Origin of the sequence: Alteromonas sp. LMIT006, from assembly GCF_024300645.1 — a bacterium.
In the GTDB taxonomy this organism is placed as follows: Bacteria; Pseudomonadota; Gammaproteobacteria; order Enterobacterales; family Alteromonadaceae; genus Opacimonas; species Opacimonas immobilis.
In genome coordinates, this window is the sequence record NZ_CP101291.1 from 2,095,062 (window position 1) to 2,111,807 (window position 16,746).

17 protein-coding genes are annotated in these 16,746 nt (G+C 45.1%); 10 read left to right on the forward strand and 7 right to left on the reverse strand.

Annotated features, from left to right (window positions below; genetic code table 11):
- Positions 1-3: 3 nt before the first annotated feature.
- The 5 genes from trpD to NLG07_RS09770 are packed head-to-tail and all read left to right on the forward strand — an operon-like array spanning position 4 to position 4,742.
- On the forward strand, positions 4-1,017 hold the full coding sequence (gene trpD / locus NLG07_RS09750) for an anthranilate phosphoribosyltransferase (protein WP_254855266.1): 1,014 nt from the start codon (positions 4-6) through the stop codon (positions 1,015-1,017).
- A 1-nt stretch (position 1,018) separates the two neighbouring features.
- Positions 1,019-2,398 carry a bifunctional indole-3-glycerol-phosphate synthase TrpC/phosphoribosylanthranilate isomerase TrpF gene (gene trpCF / locus NLG07_RS09755; protein ID WP_254855267.1) on the forward strand — a complete coding sequence of 460 codons (1,380 nt, stop codon included), beginning with the start codon at positions 1,019-1,021 and terminating at the stop codon, positions 2,396-2,398.
- Positions 2,399-2,412: 14 nt separating this feature from the next.
- Positions 2,413-3,594, forward strand: coding sequence for a tryptophan synthase subunit beta (trpB, locus tag NLG07_RS09760; protein ID WP_254855268.1), 1,182 nt, complete (start codon positions 2,413-2,415; stop codon positions 3,592-3,594).
- Positions 3,594-4,409, forward strand: a complete 816-nt coding sequence (gene trpA / locus NLG07_RS09765; protein ID WP_254855269.1) for a tryptophan synthase subunit alpha — start codon at positions 3,594-3,596, stop codon at positions 4,407-4,409. The genes trpB and trpA overlap by 1 nt, the downstream gene beginning before the upstream one ends.
- Positions 4,410-4,442: 33 nt before the next feature.
- On the forward strand, positions 4,443-4,742 hold the full coding sequence (locus NLG07_RS09770) for a YciI family protein (RefSeq protein WP_254855270.1): 300 nt from the start codon (positions 4,443-4,445) through the stop codon (positions 4,740-4,742).
- A gap of 55 nt (positions 4,743-4,797) precedes the next feature.
- Here the strand turns inward: NLG07_RS09770 and NLG07_RS09775 are convergent, their stop codons facing one another.
- A complete protein-coding gene (locus NLG07_RS09775; protein WP_254855271.1) occupies positions 4,798-7,620 on the reverse strand; it encodes a pitrilysin family protein in 2,823 nt (940 codons plus the stop codon).
- Positions 7,621-7,773: 153 nt separating this feature from the next.
- On the opposite strand from NLG07_RS09775, the gene NLG07_RS09780 reads away from it, so the two are divergent.
- The 3 genes from NLG07_RS09780 (at position 7,774) to NLG07_RS09790 (ending at position 10,006) form a co-directional block, all read left to right on the forward strand.
- Complete coding sequence (locus tag NLG07_RS09780) at positions 7,774-8,028, forward strand: hypothetical protein (RefSeq protein ID WP_254855272.1); 255 nt, start codon at positions 7,774-7,776, stop codon at positions 8,026-8,028.
- Positions 8,028-8,702 (forward strand): response regulator transcription factor, encoded by a 675-nt coding sequence (locus NLG07_RS09785; RefSeq protein ID WP_254855273.1) that lies wholly within the window; start codon positions 8,028-8,030, stop codon positions 8,700-8,702. Before NLG07_RS09780 ends, NLG07_RS09785 begins: the two co-directional genes overlap by 1 nt.
- Positions 8,703-8,821: 119 nt before the next feature.
- Positions 8,822-10,006 carry an ATP-binding protein gene (locus NLG07_RS09790; RefSeq protein WP_254855274.1) on the forward strand — a complete coding sequence of 395 codons (1,185 nt, stop codon included), beginning with the start codon at positions 8,822-8,824 and terminating at the stop codon, positions 10,004-10,006.
- Here NLG07_RS09790 and NLG07_RS09795 read toward each other — a convergent pair.
- Positions 9,978-11,072, reverse strand: a complete 1,095-nt coding sequence (locus tag NLG07_RS09795) for an AI-2E family transporter (protein ID WP_254855275.1) — start codon at positions 11,070-11,072, stop codon at positions 9,978-9,980. The two genes, NLG07_RS09790 and NLG07_RS09795, sit on opposite strands and share 29 nt — an antisense overlap.
- Before the next feature lie 70 nt (positions 11,073-11,142).
- Between NLG07_RS09795 and folX the strand changes: the two genes are divergently transcribed.
- Both folX and NLG07_RS09805 read left to right on the forward strand, forming a co-directional pair.
- The gene (gene folX, locus NLG07_RS09800; protein ID WP_254855276.1) at positions 11,143-11,511 is read left to right on the forward strand and encodes a dihydroneopterin triphosphate 2'-epimerase; all 369 of its coding nucleotides are present in this window, start codon (positions 11,143-11,145) and stop codon (positions 11,509-11,511) included.
- 30 nt (positions 11,512-11,541) lie between these two features.
- The gene (locus NLG07_RS09805) at positions 11,542-12,447 is read left to right on the forward strand and encodes a TIGR01777 family oxidoreductase (protein ID WP_254855277.1); all 906 of its coding nucleotides are present in this window, start codon (positions 11,542-11,544) and stop codon (positions 12,445-12,447) included.
- Here the strand turns inward: NLG07_RS09805 and NLG07_RS09810 are convergent.
- From NLG07_RS09810 to NLG07_RS09830, 5 genes are all read right to left on the reverse strand, one after another.
- The gene (locus NLG07_RS09810) at positions 12,442-12,864 is read right to left on the reverse strand and encodes a hypothetical protein (RefSeq protein ID WP_254855278.1); all 423 of its coding nucleotides are present in this window, start codon (positions 12,862-12,864) and stop codon (positions 12,442-12,444) included. The genes NLG07_RS09805 and NLG07_RS09810 overlap by 6 nt on opposite strands.
- A gap of 17 nt (positions 12,865-12,881) precedes the next feature.
- A complete protein-coding gene (locus NLG07_RS09815; RefSeq protein ID WP_254855279.1) occupies positions 12,882-13,196 on the reverse strand; it encodes a CcdB family protein in 315 nt (104 codons plus the stop codon).
- An 8-nt stretch (positions 13,197-13,204) separates the two neighbouring features.
- On the reverse strand, positions 13,205-13,429 hold the full coding sequence (locus NLG07_RS09820; protein WP_254855280.1) for a type II toxin-antitoxin system CcdA family antitoxin: 225 nt from the start codon (positions 13,427-13,429) through the stop codon (positions 13,205-13,207).
- A 72-nt stretch (positions 13,430-13,501) separates the two neighbouring features.
- The gene (locus NLG07_RS09825; RefSeq protein WP_254855281.1) at positions 13,502-16,030 is read right to left on the reverse strand and encodes an ABC transporter permease; all 2,529 of its coding nucleotides are present in this window, start codon (positions 16,028-16,030) and stop codon (positions 13,502-13,504) included.
- 11 nt (positions 16,031-16,041) lie between these two features.
- A complete protein-coding gene (locus tag NLG07_RS09830) occupies positions 16,042-16,734 on the reverse strand; it encodes an ABC transporter ATP-binding protein (protein ID WP_254855282.1) in 693 nt (230 codons plus the stop codon).
- Positions 16,735-16,746 lie beyond the last annotated feature (12 nt).

Consider the following 16,746-nt stretch of genomic DNA (forward strand, 5'->3'; position numbering starts at 1 on the left):
TTTATGTTAGATATTCTAGAAAGTTTATACGCCCAAAATGACTTATCACAAGCACAAAGCGAAGAGATATTTAGTCAAGTCATGCAAGGAAAAGTCAGCGAAATTAGCTTAACCGCGTTATTGACCGCCTTAAAAATCAAAGGTGAAACGCCTGAAGAAATCGCCGGTGCCGCCCAAGCTATGGTGACCAATGCTACTGCATTTCCAAGACCAAACATCCCATTTGCGGACATTGTCGGCACCGGAGGTGATGGCCATAACACCATTAATATTTCCAGTGCTGCTGCCGTGGTGGCCGCATCATGTGGCGTTGCCGTCGCTAAGCACGGTAATCGCAGTGTTTCCAGTCAGTCCGGTTCAGCTGACTTATTTAACGCGTTTGGCTATAACTTGATGCACACGCCAGAGCAAGCTAGAGCCACCATGGATGCAAGTAATTTGTGTTTCCTGTTTGCTCCGGTTTATCACGCTGGGGTAAAGCATGCCATGCCGGTTCGCACCGAACTCAAAACGCGCACCATATTTAATGTTCTGGGTCCACTCGCTAACCCTGCTCGACCGACTCATTCAGTCATGGGTGTTTATACACCAGAGTTACTGATTCCTTATGCTCATACCTTGCAACTTCTCGGTCACGAGCGTGTTCTAGTTGTGCATGGTAGTGGCTTAGACGAATTTGCATTACATGGTGAAACACAAGTAGTTGAAATTGATGGTGATTCACTTACAGAATACGTTGTCACTCCAGACGACTTTGGCTTAGAAAGTGCGCCATTAGAAGCCATCGTTGGGGGAACACCGGAACAAAACAAAGCGGCCATTGAAGCCGTATTCAAAGGTGAAGGTGAGCCAGCGCATACCCATGCCATTGCCATGAATGCCGGTGCTTTACTTTATCTATGCGGCCAAGCTAATACTTTTGCTGATGGGGCTCAACTTGCTTTATCTTCCATTGCACAAGGCAACCCTCTGCAAACTATCCAAAGAGCTGCCCAACTGAGTCAGGAAACCAATTAACATGGCCAATGTTTTAGAAAAAATCGTTATCGATAAGCGCGAAGAGCTCATTACTAGAGAAGCTGAGTTACCCTTGGCTACCTTTAAAGACAGCTTAGTGCCATCACAAAAAAGCTTATATCAAGCCCTGAGCCAAGCAAACGCTGGCTATATTTTTGAATGCAAAAAAGCATCGCCCTCAAAAGGTCTCATCCGTCCGGTGTTTGATTTGGACGAGATTTTGGCAGCTTATACCACTGAAGCCGCGGCTCTTTCAGTATTAACCGATGAAAAATATTTCCAAGGCACTTACGAATACTTGCGCTACGTCACTGATAGAGTCGACATTCCGGTGCTCAACAAGGACTTTTTTGTCAACACGTATCAAGTTTACCTTGCCAGACATTACAATGCAGATGCGATTTTATTGATGTTATCCGTACTGTCTGATGAAGAATATCGCGAACTGCACGAGGTTGCAGACACTTTATCACTTGATGTATTAACCGAAGTATCCAATACCGAAGAAGCCCATCGTGCGGTGTCCTTAGGTGCCAAGATCATCGGTATCAACAATCGCAATTTGCGTGACTTATCGACTGATTTAGCCGCGACAGAACACCTTGTGCCACTGTTGCGAGAACTCGGCCATCAGGGCGTATTAATTTCTGAGTCGGGTATTTACACACGTCAAGACGTAGCCCGTTTGGCTCCGTTAGTCGATGGCTTTCTTGTAGGTTCATCGTTAATGGCTCAAGAAAACTTATTACAAGCTGTGCAAAAGTTGGTTTATGGTGCGGTCAAAGTGTGTGGCATTACACAACTTGAACAAGCAAAAGTCATATTAGACACACCGGTTTCGTATTTGGGACTGATATTTGCGCCACAATCTAAGCGCTGTGTCTCTTTTGAGCAGGCTTTACAAATCACTTCACAGGCACCCGGACGATATGTCGGTGTGTTTGTGGATGCATCAATAGATGATGTGGTTAACATTGCCCAACATTGTGGACTGTTTGCGGTTCAGTTACACGGCAACGAAGACGATGAGTATGTTCTAAGTTTACGCGATGCCTTACCTAATACGTGTCAAATCTGGCGTGCGGTTGGCGTAACCGATACAATACCCACTTTGCCAAATCATTGTGATCGTATTTTATTGGATTGCAAGGTGGGTGAGCAAAGTGGTGGCACCGGCCAGGTATTTGATTGGTCATTATTAGATGGTCTGCAAACAAATACGCCAATTGCATTGGCTGGCGGATTAACTCCTGACAATATTCAACTGGCCATCCAAACAAAAGCAGACCTCTTGGATCTGAATTCTGGTGTAGAATCCGCACCAGGTATAAAAGACATTGATACAATTAATCGTGTATTTGAATTACTGCGTCAATACTAAATGAGTAAAAAATCATGAATCAGTTAAATAGTAAATTTGGTGAGTTCGGGGGTATGTATGTTCCCGAGCTGTTGATTCCAGCATTAGATCAGCTTGAAAAAGCGTTTTTGGATGCCAAAGACGACCCAGAATTCAAACAGCAATTCAGCGATTTGTTACACGATTATGCTGGCCGTCCTACGGCGATGACTTTGACGCGTAACCTCGTTTCGAATCCCAAAGTAAAGCTGTATTTGAAGCGTGAAGATTTGCTTCATGGTGGCGCACACAAAACCAATCAAGTATTGGGTCAGGCTTTGTTAACCAAAGCCATGGGCAAAAACGAAGTCATCGCTGAGACCGGTGCTGGCCAGCACGGGGTGGCGACAGCTCTAGCGTGTGCCTTACTTGGCTTAAAAGCGCGTATTTACATGGGGGCTAAGGACGTTGAACGTCAATCTCCGAATGTGTTTAGAATGCGTTTGATGGGTGCTGAAGTCATTCCTGTTAACTCAGGTTCAGGTACCCTCAAAGACGCCGTCAATGAAGCCATGCGCGATTGGTCTGCGAATTACGACAAAGCACATTATTTATTAGGAACCGCTGCCGGTCCTCACCCATTCCCTACCATAGTACGCGAATTTCACCGCATGATCGGAGAAGAAACACGAGAGCAAATGCTTGCTAAAGAAGGTCGCCTGCCTGATGCAGTCGTAGCCTGTGTCGGTGGTGGTTCAAACGCCATTGGCATGTTTGCCGATTTTATTGACGAGCCAAGTGTTCGTCTGGTCGGTGTTGAACCGGCTGGTAAAGGCCTCCATACGCATGAACACGGGGCAACTATTTGCCAGGGAACAAAAGGTATTTTACACGGTGCGTTTAGTTACATTATGCAAGATGCCGATGGACAAATTGAAGAGTCCTATTCCGTGTCTGCTGGCCTTGATTACCCTGCTGTGGGTCCACAACATGCTTATTTGCACGAAATTGGTCGAGCCGAATACGTTGCTGCAACGGATGAAGAAGCACTGAATGCTTTCAAGTTGTTAGCGCGCAAAGAAGGTATTATTCCGGCGCTTGAATCGTCGCATGCCCTCGCTCATGCTCTGAATATGGCCGATGAAGCCGAAAAAGAAACGATCATTGTAGTGAACTTATCTGGTCGCGGGGATAAAGATCTCGCTTACGTAACCTCTATTTTAGGAGACGATTTATAATGTCCCACGCTCACCGTTACGACAACATGTTTACTGCCCTTGCCGAGAAACAGCAAGGTGCTTTTGTGCCATTCGTTATGATTGGCGATCCAACGATTGAGACGTCTACTCGTATTATTCAAACGCTGATTGATCACGGCGCTGATGCATTGGAACTCGGTTTTCCTTACTCTGATCCCATTGCCGATGGCCCAACGATTCAAGCTGCGTCCATTCGCGCGTTAGCGCACAAAATGACTCCCAGCGATTGCTTTACTGTTATTCGCAATATACGTGCAGCGAACCCAGATATTCCAATTGGTTTATTACTCTACTCTAACCTTGTGCTTGCTCGTGGCGTTGAAACGTTTTACGCCGATGCGTATGCTGCCGGTGTGGATTCCATTTTGATTGCGGATGTGCCAATTCGTGAAGCGGCGAGATTTGTCGATGTCGCTAAGGCCAATCACATCGACCAGATCTTAATTGCTCCTCCCAATGCGACCGATGAGACCCTCGACGCGCTCGGTAAATACTCTTCTGGTTATACCTATTTACTTGGTCGTGCTGGGGTAACGGGTGCCGAAACCGCTGCGCAAACGCCTGCGCACGAATTGATTGACAATCTCAATCGCTTCAATGCCGCACCGCCTTTACTCGGTTTTGGGATAGCCCAACCTGAACAAGTTAAGGACGCTATCTCCGCTGGTGCGGCTGGGGCTATCTCAGGTTCAGCGGTGGTCAACATCATTGCTAAGTATCTTGATGATGAGGATGCAATGTGTCAGGCGCTGGGTGAGTTTGTCCGTGCCATGAAAGATGCGACCCAGTTTTAAACAGTATATCTACTCTACCCTATAGGAAATACCATGCTTTACGCGATTATTGCACAGGACAAACCCGATACATTAGAGCAGCGCCTTGCGGCCCGCCCAGACCATTTGGCGCGATTAATCGCATTAAAAGATGCTGGACATTTGGTTATGGCGGGACCCCATCCAGCCATTGATTCTGACGATCCAGGCCCTGCTGGATTCACTGGTTCGTTGGTGATTGCTGAGTTTGCATCTTTAGAAGACGCGCAAGCGTGGGCAAATGCCGACCCTTATATTGATGCAGGTGTGTATGAACAAGTTACGGTAAAACCTTACAAAAAAGTTCTACCGTAATTATTGAACCGCGAATGGCGTCTTAACCGTGAATCACTTCAAGTAAGTGCAACTATTATTGAAGCGATTCGTGGATCACTTCCACATTGATCATCCGGTCTTCAATCAGATATTGATTGGCCGCTCGTCTAACATCTTCCACTGTGATAGACCTAATCAAATCCTCTAGGTCAAACCAACGGTCTACCGCATTGGGTTCAGTATGCAGCAATCCCAAACGGTTTAGCCAAAACCCATTTTGCTCAAGCGCTTGATTGATCCCCGCAACCAATGGCTCGACTGCACGTGATAACTCATCATCACTGATCCCGTCTTCACTTTTGATCTCCGCGACAATCTCATCATAAGCCTGCATAACTTGTCCAAGCTGTTCCGGTGAAGTCTGTGTATCAAATTGAATATAACCATCATCCACCACATACCGAGATTGCGTATTAAACACACCAGGTGAATACGCTGCACCCAATTCTTCGCGAAGCTTTTGGGTCACTTTTAGGCTCAACACTTCGCGTAAAATATTCAAGGTGTTATTGCGTTTTTTATCGCTGTTATCCGCGGTGTGATAGACGCGAATTGCCAACGCATTTTGTGGATTTCCCTGATGCGTTAAACGATACTGTCCTGGAGTGTCTAGTCGTAAATCTGTGACCTTACGCTTTTGTGGTGGGGTAAAATCATATGCTAGAGCACCGAACGTTTGTGCAACAAAATTAATCACCTCTTCCACATCAACATCCCCTACTATTGAGAGCGTCATAGGACCATCAGCAAGTTGTTCTTGACGCTCCGCATTGAGTTCTGCAAAGGTACGACTTAACGCAACGGGTAATTCAGGGGTACTTACCCTTACATCATTGGCGTAGAGTAGATTTTGTAACTCAAAACTGCGCACCGCATTGACCGAACTTTTGGCTTGCTGATATTGCTGTTGGGTATTTTGCCGATAAAGATTTTCTAATGCTGGATCCCATGCCGCATCCGACACAAAGGCGGCCATAAGCTGCAGTTGTAATAATAGGTGTTCATTAGACGCATTGAAGCGCCCTCCCCATGTATTAAAACGAGGCACAAAGCGCAAACTCACATCTTTGTCAGAGAGTAATTCACGCAGTTCATTGACATTATGTTGGCCTAAACCTGCCGCCACCATGTAATTATAAAGCTCTTTTAAACCGGAATCTTTCTCGGTAAAAAATTGATAGCCTGTTCCGTAGCGCAGATCAAACTCAACTTGCCCTGTGACTAATTTAGTCGGCTTCACGTTAAGACGTAAGCCGTTATCGAACATAACTGTGGTAATGTCATAGACTTCATCATACTCGCGTAATACGACTTCACCATCTTGACCAAAATCAGTGTAGGCAAAGGCCTTTGTCACCGCAAATTCATCCGGGACAATCTCAAGATCAAGCGCAGCATTAAACGCCGTTTTAATGTCTTCTTGGGTGATTTCGGCAGATGCGTCACTTTGCACAAATATAGTGGGCTCGACGGCTGAGAACTGATCAATCATTACTTGATTTATTTCGTCTAAGGTAAAGGTCTGCATCAACTCCTCAAACAGTTTAAGCTCAGCCTGAGGCGACAAAATCGCTCTTTCGTCATCCAGACTTTCCAAAAGCGCCTGGGTGATACGAGCGGTATCCAGTGTATCGGCTTCTGAGGCCACCGTATAAAGGCCATTGCGAATACTGGTGATTTGACGGTCAGCTTCATCCCATGACACTCCAAACTCTTGAATTTTTAAAATTTCAACAACCAATTCGCTTAACGCATCACGCCAGCGATCTGGTGACGTACTGACGAGAGACAAAGAGATATCCGCCCGTTCGAACAGATTAAATTGTGCGTGATAAGCATTTTCAAACGATGCTTTACCAGTCAGTAACTTCGATGCCAAACGGTAATTCAAAATACTATTCGCGATTAACTTCAAATACTCATCTCGGCGTTGCGCAACACTATCCCCTTTAGATTCAGACATTTGACTTAACGTTATCATGACTTGAGTCGGCAAACCTGGAGCTTGATGCACAACAAACACAGGCTCACCTGGCATACTTAACTCACCAACTAACGTGTCTGGACGTTGTGACTCATTGCTCCAATCAGCAAAATTCGATTCGATTTTTGTTTGCATCTTTTGCGCATCAAAATCCCCAACGATGATCAAAGTGCTATTAGCTGGAGTGTAATAACGAGCATAAAAATCTTTTAGTTGTGCTGCGGTCATAGCTCGTAGCGTGTCTTTGGTGCCAATTGCCCAGCGCTGTGCATAGCGCATGCCCTGGGTGTACTGATTAAATTGCTTTTGTTGTGCTTGGAAAGCCAGAGTATTACGCGCATCATACTCGGCAAGCACCACTGGGATTTCTGCCGCTAATGCGGTTGCTGATATTGTGAGATTGGAAGCCGTTTCTCGCATCAAAAACAACGCTGTATCAATAATTGCTTCAGAGTTTGTTGGCAAATCTAATTTGTACTGCGTTTCGTGAAAGCTGGTTGAAGCATTGGTGTCTGCACCGAAACTCAAGCCATAGCGCTCTAAAATCGCTACCATTTCGCCTTCAGGTACATTGGTTGAACCATTAAACGCCATATGTTCAAGTAAATGGGCAAGCCCTAACTCATTATCCGCTTCATCGAGACTGCCCACGTTAATGTGTAAACGCACGGCAATTTCGTTTTTTGGGGTTTGATTTTCAACCAAATAATACGTCAAGCCATTCGCTAACTGTCCTTGTTTGATACGTGGATTATCAACTAACTGAGTCGCAATCGGCAACTGTCCCGAGTGCCACAGTTCATGTGGTGTTTTCACTTGCGTGGCACAGGCAGTTAAACCAAACACAAAAACTATCAACCAAAATATTCGCATTAAATTGCCTCTATCCTTTTCTTTCTGACTCAACATTCGCTAAGATAAATATGAATTCAGTTCATTACCAATTCAGACATTTACTATAGACTTAACGCAATGATAGTTCGAGTATTTATTTGTGTAATTCTGTGTCTGTCCAGCTCAATGGCCATGGCTCACATAGAGAACGAAACGGAACCGCGCAAGCTGACCGTGCGCCACGCTATGGACGCAGAAAAACAAGCTGCCATTGTCGCGGCAAAACGTCTTCACGAAGGACGGATACTACAAATGCAACGCTATGGTGAACGCTATCGTTTCAAAATGATGAGCAAGGATGGCCGTGTGACCACTGTTGAGATTCATAGCAAGCAACTCAAATCGGCACAAACACTGCGCCCGTCTAATCAGAAAAAGGACCACTAATGCGATTATTAATTGTTGAAGATACGCCACAATTATTGGTTCAGTTGGATATGTTTTTTCAAAAAAATGGATTCAGCGTGGACTTGGCCGATGACGGTGAACGTGCCTTATTTTTGCTCAAAGAATATGAATACGATGCGGCGATTATCGACTTAGGACTGCCCAAACTCGATGGACTAGAAGTCATCAAAGCCGCACGCAAACTCGATATAAAGGTGCCAGTCCTGATTTTAACCGCCCGTGACAGTTGGCAGCAAAAAGTCAATGGTCTTGATGCGGGTGGCGATGATTATCTGACCAAACCGTTTCATGAAGAAGAACTCCTCGCTCGAGTCAAAGCCCTTATCCGTCGCTCATCAGGTCATGCGTCATCCGAACTCAAAGCGGGTCCGATTACCTTGGATTTATCACTCCAACAAGTTTATGTCTCAGAGCAACCGCTTGAGCTTACCGCCTATGAATACAAGGTGTTGGAGTATTTGATGCTTCATCCCAAAAAAGTGATTTCAAAATCTGAACTCACCGAACACATTTATGACCAAGATTTTGATTTGGACAGCAATGTTATTGAAGTTTTTGTCGGACGGTTACGCAAAAAACTAGACCCGGACAACTCTATTAAACCCATTGAAACCTTACGTGGCAGAGGATATCGCTTATTTTCGCCCGCTTAAACGCCCTGTCTCTCACCATGCGCAGTGTATTGTCGCTGTGCTTAGTGGTTATTTTTGTGCTGCCCGCGTTGGTGTGGTCCATTAGTACGGCCCACCTTAGCTCACTTGAGCGCGCAAAAATGACTGAACTGGAATTAATGAGCTATGTGCTGATAGCAGACTTTGATCTTCGTGAAAGTGTCATCACCATGCCCGTAGCCGTATTGGATGAGCGTTTTAATATTACGCAAAGTGGTTATCACGGGTATATCAAGCTCAATGACACGTTGATCTGGCAATCCGTCTCGGTCACCGATTCCATTGAGCCAGCAAAGCTACCGCGCACTGGTGCTGGTGAGTCACGTTTTTCAACGATTGAACACAACGGTGAGACATGGTATCTATATAGTTTTACCGCCGAGTTTCTCAACTATAATCGCTATGAAGCGATTCATTTTCACATTGCCAATCATGCCCGAGATATGCGAGCTGAACACGCTGTGTTCACTCGTACATTGTGGCAATCAACATTAGTCATTTCATTGGTTATTACCATTGTTCTCATTCTTAGCTTGTTATCCGTTTTACTCCCAGTACGCACCTTAATTGCTCAGCTAAAACGCACCCGTCAAGGACAACAAAGTCAGTTATCGGGTGAGTTTCCATTAGAGCTCAATGCAATGAAGTCCACCATCAATAAGGTTTTACAGGAAGAACAACAACAACGAGAACGCTATCAAAATGCTTTGCAAGATCTGGCGCATTCCCTTAAAACCCCTCTTACGGTCATTAAAGGCGACCCAGCTTTACCACCTAGCTTGCATCCTCAGGTTGACCAAATTGATCAAATCATTCAAAGGCAGCTTTCGCGAGCGCGTTTTAGTCAAAAGTCAGGACATCAGCGCATTGCGCTCTCGCCTGTGATTAAAAAAGTTTGCGAGAGCATGCACAAAATTCACGCCGATAAAGCGCTGAGTATTATGTACGATGAGACTCAATCTGTTGAATACGCAATAGACCAAGCAGATTGGTATGAAATCCTTGGTAACATTCTAGATAATGCCTGTAAGGCTGCACAAAAACACGTAAAAGTCAGATTAAAAGAGGATCTGCAATGGGTGATGCTAAGCGTCGAAGATGATGGACAAGGTATCCCCCTTGCACAACAAAAGCAGATCCTTAAACGAGGTTATCGGCTAGACCAATATACGGAAGGCTCTGGAATTGGCCTTGCCACTGTCAACGACTTAGTCGATTTATATGGTGGCAAAATACGGTTCAGTGAAACCTTACCATTTAGTCTTTCGATTTATCTGCCAAAGTAAAATCCGCATCTTTATCGTCATCTCGATGTGGCTTAAAATACTCATCGGCATCATCGGCAGACAACAGAACCGCTAACCACATGGTTTCCTCACGAGATTCTAAAGCGATTTTGACAATCATCGTCAATGGTACGGACAATAACATGCCCACTGAACCGAGCAACCAGCCCCAAAATATCAACGACAAAAACACCACCAAGGTACTTAAACCAAGACCGCGCCCCATATAGCGAGGTTCAATCACATTCCCCATTATGGTATTGACGACGATAAAGCCCAAGCCGGTTAAGCCTGCTTTGGCAAACCCGAATTCCAAGAATGCCACGAGTACTGCTGGGATCGCCGCGATAATCGAACCAATATTGGGAATGAAATTTAATAAAAATGCTAATACCGCCCATAACATAAAGTGGTCGACTCCCAAAAAGTACAACCAAATGCCAATCAACGTGCCAGTCGCCAACGAAACAAGGGACTTGATCCCAAGATAATCTTTGACCGACTGTAAAAAGCGGTCAATGTGATGCAGCTTCATACCAGGATCACGTAATGCAATATGCACACGCTTGGGAATACTCTCTGCCTCAAACAACATGAAAATCACGGTCAAAATGATCAGAAATAAATTCGAAAGCACCCCACCTAAACCAGAGATAAAATTAGTGGCAACGGACATTGCTGTACCCGGGTCGAGGTGATTGAGAATGAGATCTTTATCAATGTAAATATTGAAATTTCGCAATTGTTCCACAATCCACACGAATTCTTTGCTAAGCTGAGCTTGGTAGACAGGCAGATTTTGGCGAAATTCGGCTAAGGATTGACCAACTAGACCGGCGAGCATAAATCCAATTACGATAATTAGCAGTATAACTAAAGTAACAGAGAGCCAACGTGGTATGCGATAGCGCGAGGCAAGATTAATCAATGGGCTACATGCAATCGCGATAAAAAGCGAGAGTAAGAATGGAACCATAATGGCGCTAGCGGCTTTGATCCCAGAAAGCACGACGACGACCGCGGCGGTCACCACAAATGTTTTGGCTGTTGAAGATTGTAATTCCATAGATCCCTAGCAAGCAAACGAGTGTGTTTGATAAAGCACTTTGTACACATAATAACAGGAACTTACCGTAATGAAATTAGATGATGCTACGATCCGCATAAAAAATTTACGCTTGCGTACCTTTATCGGCTTTAACGAAGAAGAAATGCAGAAGAAACAAGATGTTGTCATCAACGCTGTCATTAAGTACGACGCTATAAAGGCAGCTGAAAACGACAATGTTGACCTTGCTATCAATTACAAAGTGATCACGAAGGCGGTCATTAAACTCGTTGAAAACAATCGTTTTTTGTTACTAGAAAAGCTGACTCACGACATACTTGCATTGTGTGCCGATCACCCTTGGGTCAAATGGGCGGAAGTTGAAGTGGATAAGCCTCACGCGTTACGTTTTGCCGATTCAGTTTCACTGAGTATCGCATGTTCAAAGGACGTCTAATTCTTATATTGGCAGATTAAAGGAAGCACTATGCGTATTTTGATAACGGGTGGCACAGGTTTAATTGGACAAGCATTTGTGCACGCTCATCTTAACGAACACGAGTTTCTCATCGTGAATCGCAACCCGAGTAAGGTATTGCAGACGTTTCCAGAAGCGATATCAGCAGGCAAGGTTGAGAGCATCACGTTGGCTGAACTGAACAAAGATGTGAGAGTGGATGCGGTCATTAATCTCGCAGGTGAACCCATTGCGGATAAGCGTTGGAGCGATAAACAAAAGCGTTTGATTTGTGACAGCCGTTGGCATACCACCCAAGCGCTAGTGGATTGGATGCATACAGCGACGACTAAGCCTACTGTTTTTATCAGTGGCTCAGCCATTGGCTATTACGGACGGCAAGATGAAACACCTGTGGCAGAAGACTTTGCGGATATCCATCATGAGTTTAGCCATGAACTGTGCGCACAATGGGAAGCCATTGCGCAAGGTGCACCGGAATCCGTGCGTATATGTGCTGTACGTACTGGTGTTGTACTTAGTGCAGAAGGTGGGGCATTAGGTAAAATGCTTCTGCCGTTTAAATTTGGCTTAGGTGGCCCTGTTTCGCCAGGCTCGCAAGGGTTTTCTTGGATCCACATCGACGACATGGTTGCAGGATTGGCGTTTTTGCTCAATCAGAAAGACGTATCCGGTGCTTTTAACTTTACCGCCCCGAACCCTGTATCAAATGAGGTGTTTTCAAAAGCTTTAGCCAAGCGCTTGAACCGCCCTTGCCTGTTTAAAGTGCCACAAATTTCGATGAAGCTGTTATTAGGCGAAGGTGCAGATTTGCTCACAACGGGGCAATTTGTGATCCCTCAACGCTTGCTTGATGCCGGATTTGAATTTCGCTATGCCACGGTACAAGAAGCCTTAGATGCGCTAGAGTTATAATATTTTCTTTGTCTGTTTGGCTTGGTAAACAGACCAGGCCAAACACGCGGCCACAGTCACATCGACGCCCAAGCATACATCGGGATAAAACCAACTCACACCGTCATTGACCACGAGCCAATGATGCACGTAATCATAGAACCCGTGATACAACCACACGCCCATTGCGACCTTGTCCTTGCGCTCATTTGACCATTCTTGCATGTGACTGATGCCGACCAGCATGAAAATGGGCATGCCAAAAAACATTTCTTCAATCACACTTTGCGTGGGTGTCGAAGACCACAGTGCGAAGCCGACATAAATAGCAGGTAGGAAAATGGTGAGTTGCAACAAGTCCCAGCGCATGAGACGAGCGTAGCGATAGAGCGCTATGCCAAAGGCGATGCCGAGCAGGATGAGTATAAGTTGCTGCATAAAAACCTCAGAATGACCTATATTCCTGTGAATAAAGCGTCGTATGCATTGAGTAATTCATCCCTTTGGTCTGAAACATTGAACATGAATTTATTCAACCTCGATGCCTCGATGGTGAACATGACATTTGTAGACACATAATAATATTCTGAATTATCTTTAATTGTCACAGATAACCGCTCTAAAGCGAGCGTTTCGTTATGTGTAACAAAGGCAACCAAGCATGAAGATAAATCACGGTAAAGGTCATTTTGTAACACACAAACATAAGGGTAATCGGCTCGACTTTTTGCGATTGGGTTTTGAAATACATCAAACTGATTGATATGCATATAAATGCCTAAACACAAATATCTTCATCATCAAAAGGTAACCCTTTCGCTGCTATATGTTGATTATATTTTTGAATTTTTTCTTGGTTTTGTTCCAGCCATTTTTTAGATAACTCCTGTTTTAGAGCGTTTTCTAAACTGTTGCTGAGATTTATACCCAGTTTTTTAGCATCACAAGTCAATGATTTATCTACATACACATTGACCCTAACTTTTTCTTTTGCAGACCCCATAAAACTCTCATGCGCAAAACCTGTACACACAATATAATACACACAATGATATTTTGAAAATGTTTTTAATATCTACAACACCTTACGCAACAACGTCGTGGTATTGAGTTTCAACAAGACTCGACAACTTGCCGCGCCCAGTAATCCTACCACTATAGCCCCCGTCAATGGGGCGACGACCCAGTATTCATAGTGAATGGATGTGGACATTTGAAACACTTGAGATTGCAATAGGTACAAACTGACTTCATTAGCAAGTGCTGCCATGAATCCCGCCACTGAACCAATGATCAAAAACTCATAGATCACCGAACGTCGAATCAACCCACCTTGCGCCCCTAAGGTGCGTAAAATAGCTAATTCGCGCTGCCGTTCATCCATTGACGCTTGAACCTGTGCAATCAACACCAACGCACCAGCTACCAATACAAGCACTAGAATAAACTCAACCGCTGCTGAAACTTGGTCAATGATGCTGCGGATTTGATTAATACGCGCATCTACATCAAACAAGGTCACATTTGGGAATGGGCGCAAAAGTTGAGCTAGCTCTGGCTTGCGCTCCTCGGGTAAGAAAAACGAGGTTATATAAGTAGGTGTAAATCGCGCCATAGCATCGGGATGCAAGACAAAGAAGAAGTTAGGCTGCATGGTTTGCCAGTTCACTTGACGCAGTGATGTGACCTGTACATCGACGATTTCTGAACCAATGTTAAAACTCAAGACATCGCCCATGCCAATGCGCATGCGTTTAGCCGCTTCCACTTCAACAGAAACTGGGTAAATCCCCTCACCTAATTCACTGTTTTCATATGACCAGGCATCATGCCACTCACCGGCTACAATTTCGTTGGCTTGTTGTAATTCTGTTCCCCAAGTCAGGTTGGCTTCTCGCCCCATTCCTGCACGTCGTTCATTCGTGCTATCTTCATCTTCTTTAGTGACTTCTGAGCGCAATACAACATCATTTATTTTGGCAAAGCGCCCTCGGGTCACTGGGTATAAATCGTCGGATAACACAGCGTTTTGAGCAAAGTGCTGTGCCAAATGATCCTTTTGCGCTTCGGTGACATTGATCATGAAATAATTGGCCGTGCCTTCGGGTAATTGCTCTTGCCATTGCTTCACAATATCGTTACGCATAACCAGTACAACCAGCAGTAGCATAAGGGTGAGCGCAAAACTGATCAATTGCACAGAGTTGTCTAATGCTCGGCGTTTTATCCTTGCCCAAGCAAGCTGAGTTGCTGACATTCTTCCTTGTCCCAAGACTCGGCCAAGGGCTATTAAGCCATACGTTGCGCCTAACAATAAAACCACTAGGATAAGGCCCGAAATAAACATGATGGCGCTAACCTTGAAGTTCTGTGAATAGGCATACATCAACCCAAAGATCGCCAATCCTGATGTTGCATATTGCCCGCCTCGACTTTTGAGTGTAGAGACCATATCTCGGCGCAACACCCGTAACGGCGGGATCGCAAATAAGCCCAGCAATGGATATAGGCAGAACAATAAGGCGCAAATACTGCCTGTAAAAATCGCAATAAATAACGGACGCCAATACCACACCTGCAACGCCACATCGACCGTGCCAGCAAGGGCACTGACCACAACCTGTTGCACAACAAAACCAATGACAGTGCCCAACACTATACCTAATAATGCGATAAAGATGATTTGATACAAATACACCTGACGAATGGTACCAGTTGAGGCACCCAAGGTTTTCATGATCGCGACTGGATCAAAATGCCGCTGAGCATAGCGCTGAGCGGCAACCCCAATAGCGACACAGGCTAATACGATAGCGAGCAATGAGGCCAATAAAAAAAACTGCTCGGCCCTTGCTACCGACTCACCTATCGGTGATTCATCATCATCTACAGATAACCAGCGATGATATTCACGCTGAAACTCACCTTTAACGTTATCATAAAATGTTTCAAGCTCATCATCAGTGCCAGTAAAGTAGGCTTTGTAATTGACGCGGGAGCCTGGGCCTGTCACATTGGTTTTGGCTAAAGCGTCCAAATTAATCAACACCATGGGATCGGTATTAAACACGCTAAATCCAGCATCCGGGATTTCACTCAACACCTTAGATGCGGTAAATACGGCATCACCAATTTCTACCTCGTCGCCTATTTCAAGGTCGAGTACTTGGAACAATCGAGAATCTAACCATGCTTCGTTTTCCTGTGGAACTTGGTTAGTGGGTTCACCTAAGGCAAAAGGCTGTGGTGATAGCTTAATACTGCCCTTGAGCGGGTATGCTTGATTGACTGCACGCAAGTCAACAAGCTGTAGCTGGTCATTGGCAAAGACCATGGAACGCGTGGAAACTTGTTCAGCCACCCCTAAACCTTGTGCCTTCGCCTGTTCAAGCCATGCCAACTCAACCGGTTTGCGCGATGAAAGCTGTCTATCGGCAGCAATGAATTCGGCGCTGCGCTCATTGAGTGCCCCTTGTAAACGCTCGGAGAATAGCGACAGTGATAACACCGCCGCTACAGACAAAATGATCGCAGATAATATAATACTGAGTTCACCCCGGCGTGCCTCATGTTTGAACAAGCGCCATGCTAATGAAAATCCCATAAATGATGCCCCTAGCTCGCTCGTTCAGTCATAGGTTGCGCAGATGCTTCGCTCAGCTGTCCGGCAGACATGATGAGCTGTCGCTCACAACGCTGAGCTAATTCGTTATCGTGTGTGACCAGCACAAGGGTCGTACCGGCTTGCTGGTTGAGATCAAATAACAACTGCTCAACTTTGAGTGAATTATCTGCATCCAAATTACCCGTCGGTTCATCTGCAAACAGTATTTTGGGTTGTGTGATGAACGCTCTTGCAATCGCGACACGTTGTTGCTCTCCACCTGATAGTTGGTTGGGGTAATGCGAAGCACGATGAGATAACCCCACCTTTTCTAATGCATCGATTGCAAGCGCTTTGGCGTTATTTAAGCCATTAATTTCGGCAGGTAACATCACATTTTCAAGGGCGGTCAAAGAGGGGACCAACATAAAAGCTTGAAAGATGAACCCAACTTTCTGGCCACGTATTTGCGCTCGAGCTTCCTCATCCATGGTTTCTAACGATGCCCCATCGAGTTTTATAGACCCTTCTGTTACAGTATCAAGACCGGCTAACAAACCAAGTAACGTAGATTTTCCTGATCCAGAGGCCCCCACTATGGCAACACTTTGTCCTTCAGTCACTGTAAAGCTAATGGGTTGTAAAATCTGCAATGCGCCGTTATCCGTAGTAACTGTTTTGGTTATGTTTGTAACTTGTATCATGGAGTGTTAATT

Bases quoted from the DNA above. Each gene is read 5' to 3' on its own strand.
- trpD (WP_254855266.1), top strand. From the start codon at position 4: ATGTTAGATATTCTAGAAAGTTTATACGCCCAAAATGACTTATCACAA.
- trpCF (WP_254855267.1), top strand. From the start codon at position 1,019: ATGGCCAATGTTTTAGAAAAAATCGTTATCGATAAGCGCGAAGAGCTC.
- trpB (WP_254855268.1), top strand. From the start codon at position 2,413: ATGAATCAGTTAAATAGTAAATTTGGTGAGTTCGGGGGTATGTATGTT.
- trpA (WP_254855269.1), top strand. From the start codon at position 3,594: ATGTCCCACGCTCACCGTTACGACAACATGTTTACTGCCCTTGCCGAG.
- NLG07_RS09770 (WP_254855270.1), top strand. From the start codon at position 4,443: ATGCTTTACGCGATTATTGCACAGGACAAACCCGATACATTAGAGCAG.
- NLG07_RS09775 (WP_254855271.1), bottom strand. From the start codon at position 7,620: ATGCGAATATTTTGGTTGATAGTTTTTGTGTTTGGTTTAACTGCCTGT.
- NLG07_RS09780 (WP_254855272.1), top strand. From the start codon at position 7,774: ATGGCTCACATAGAGAACGAAACGGAACCGCGCAAGCTGACCGTGCGC.
- NLG07_RS09785 (WP_254855273.1), top strand. From the start codon at position 8,028: ATGCGATTATTAATTGTTGAAGATACGCCACAATTATTGGTTCAGTTG.
- NLG07_RS09790 (WP_254855274.1), top strand. From the start codon at position 8,822: ATGACTGAACTGGAATTAATGAGCTATGTGCTGATAGCAGACTTTGAT.
- NLG07_RS09795 (WP_254855275.1), bottom strand. From the start codon at position 11,072: ATGGAATTACAATCTTCAACAGCCAAAACATTTGTGGTGACCGCCGCG.
- folX (WP_254855276.1), top strand. From the start codon at position 11,143: ATGAAATTAGATGATGCTACGATCCGCATAAAAAATTTACGCTTGCGT.
- NLG07_RS09805 (WP_254855277.1), top strand. From the start codon at position 11,542: ATGCGTATTTTGATAACGGGTGGCACAGGTTTAATTGGACAAGCATTT.
- NLG07_RS09810 (WP_254855278.1), bottom strand. From the start codon at position 12,864: ATGCAGCAACTTATACTCATCCTGCTCGGCATCGCCTTTGGCATAGCG.
- NLG07_RS09815 (WP_254855279.1), bottom strand. From the start codon at position 13,196: ATGCATATCAATCAGTTTGATGTATTTCAAAACCCAATCGCAAAAAGT.
- NLG07_RS09820 (WP_254855280.1), bottom strand. From the start codon at position 13,429: ATGGGGTCTGCAAAAGAAAAAGTTAGGGTCAATGTGTATGTAGATAAA.
- NLG07_RS09825 (WP_254855281.1), bottom strand. From the start codon at position 16,030: ATGGGATTTTCATTAGCATGGCGCTTGTTCAAACATGAGGCACGCCGG.
- NLG07_RS09830 (WP_254855282.1), bottom strand. From the start codon at position 16,734: ATGATACAAGTTACAAACATAACCAAAACAGTTACTACGGATAACGGC.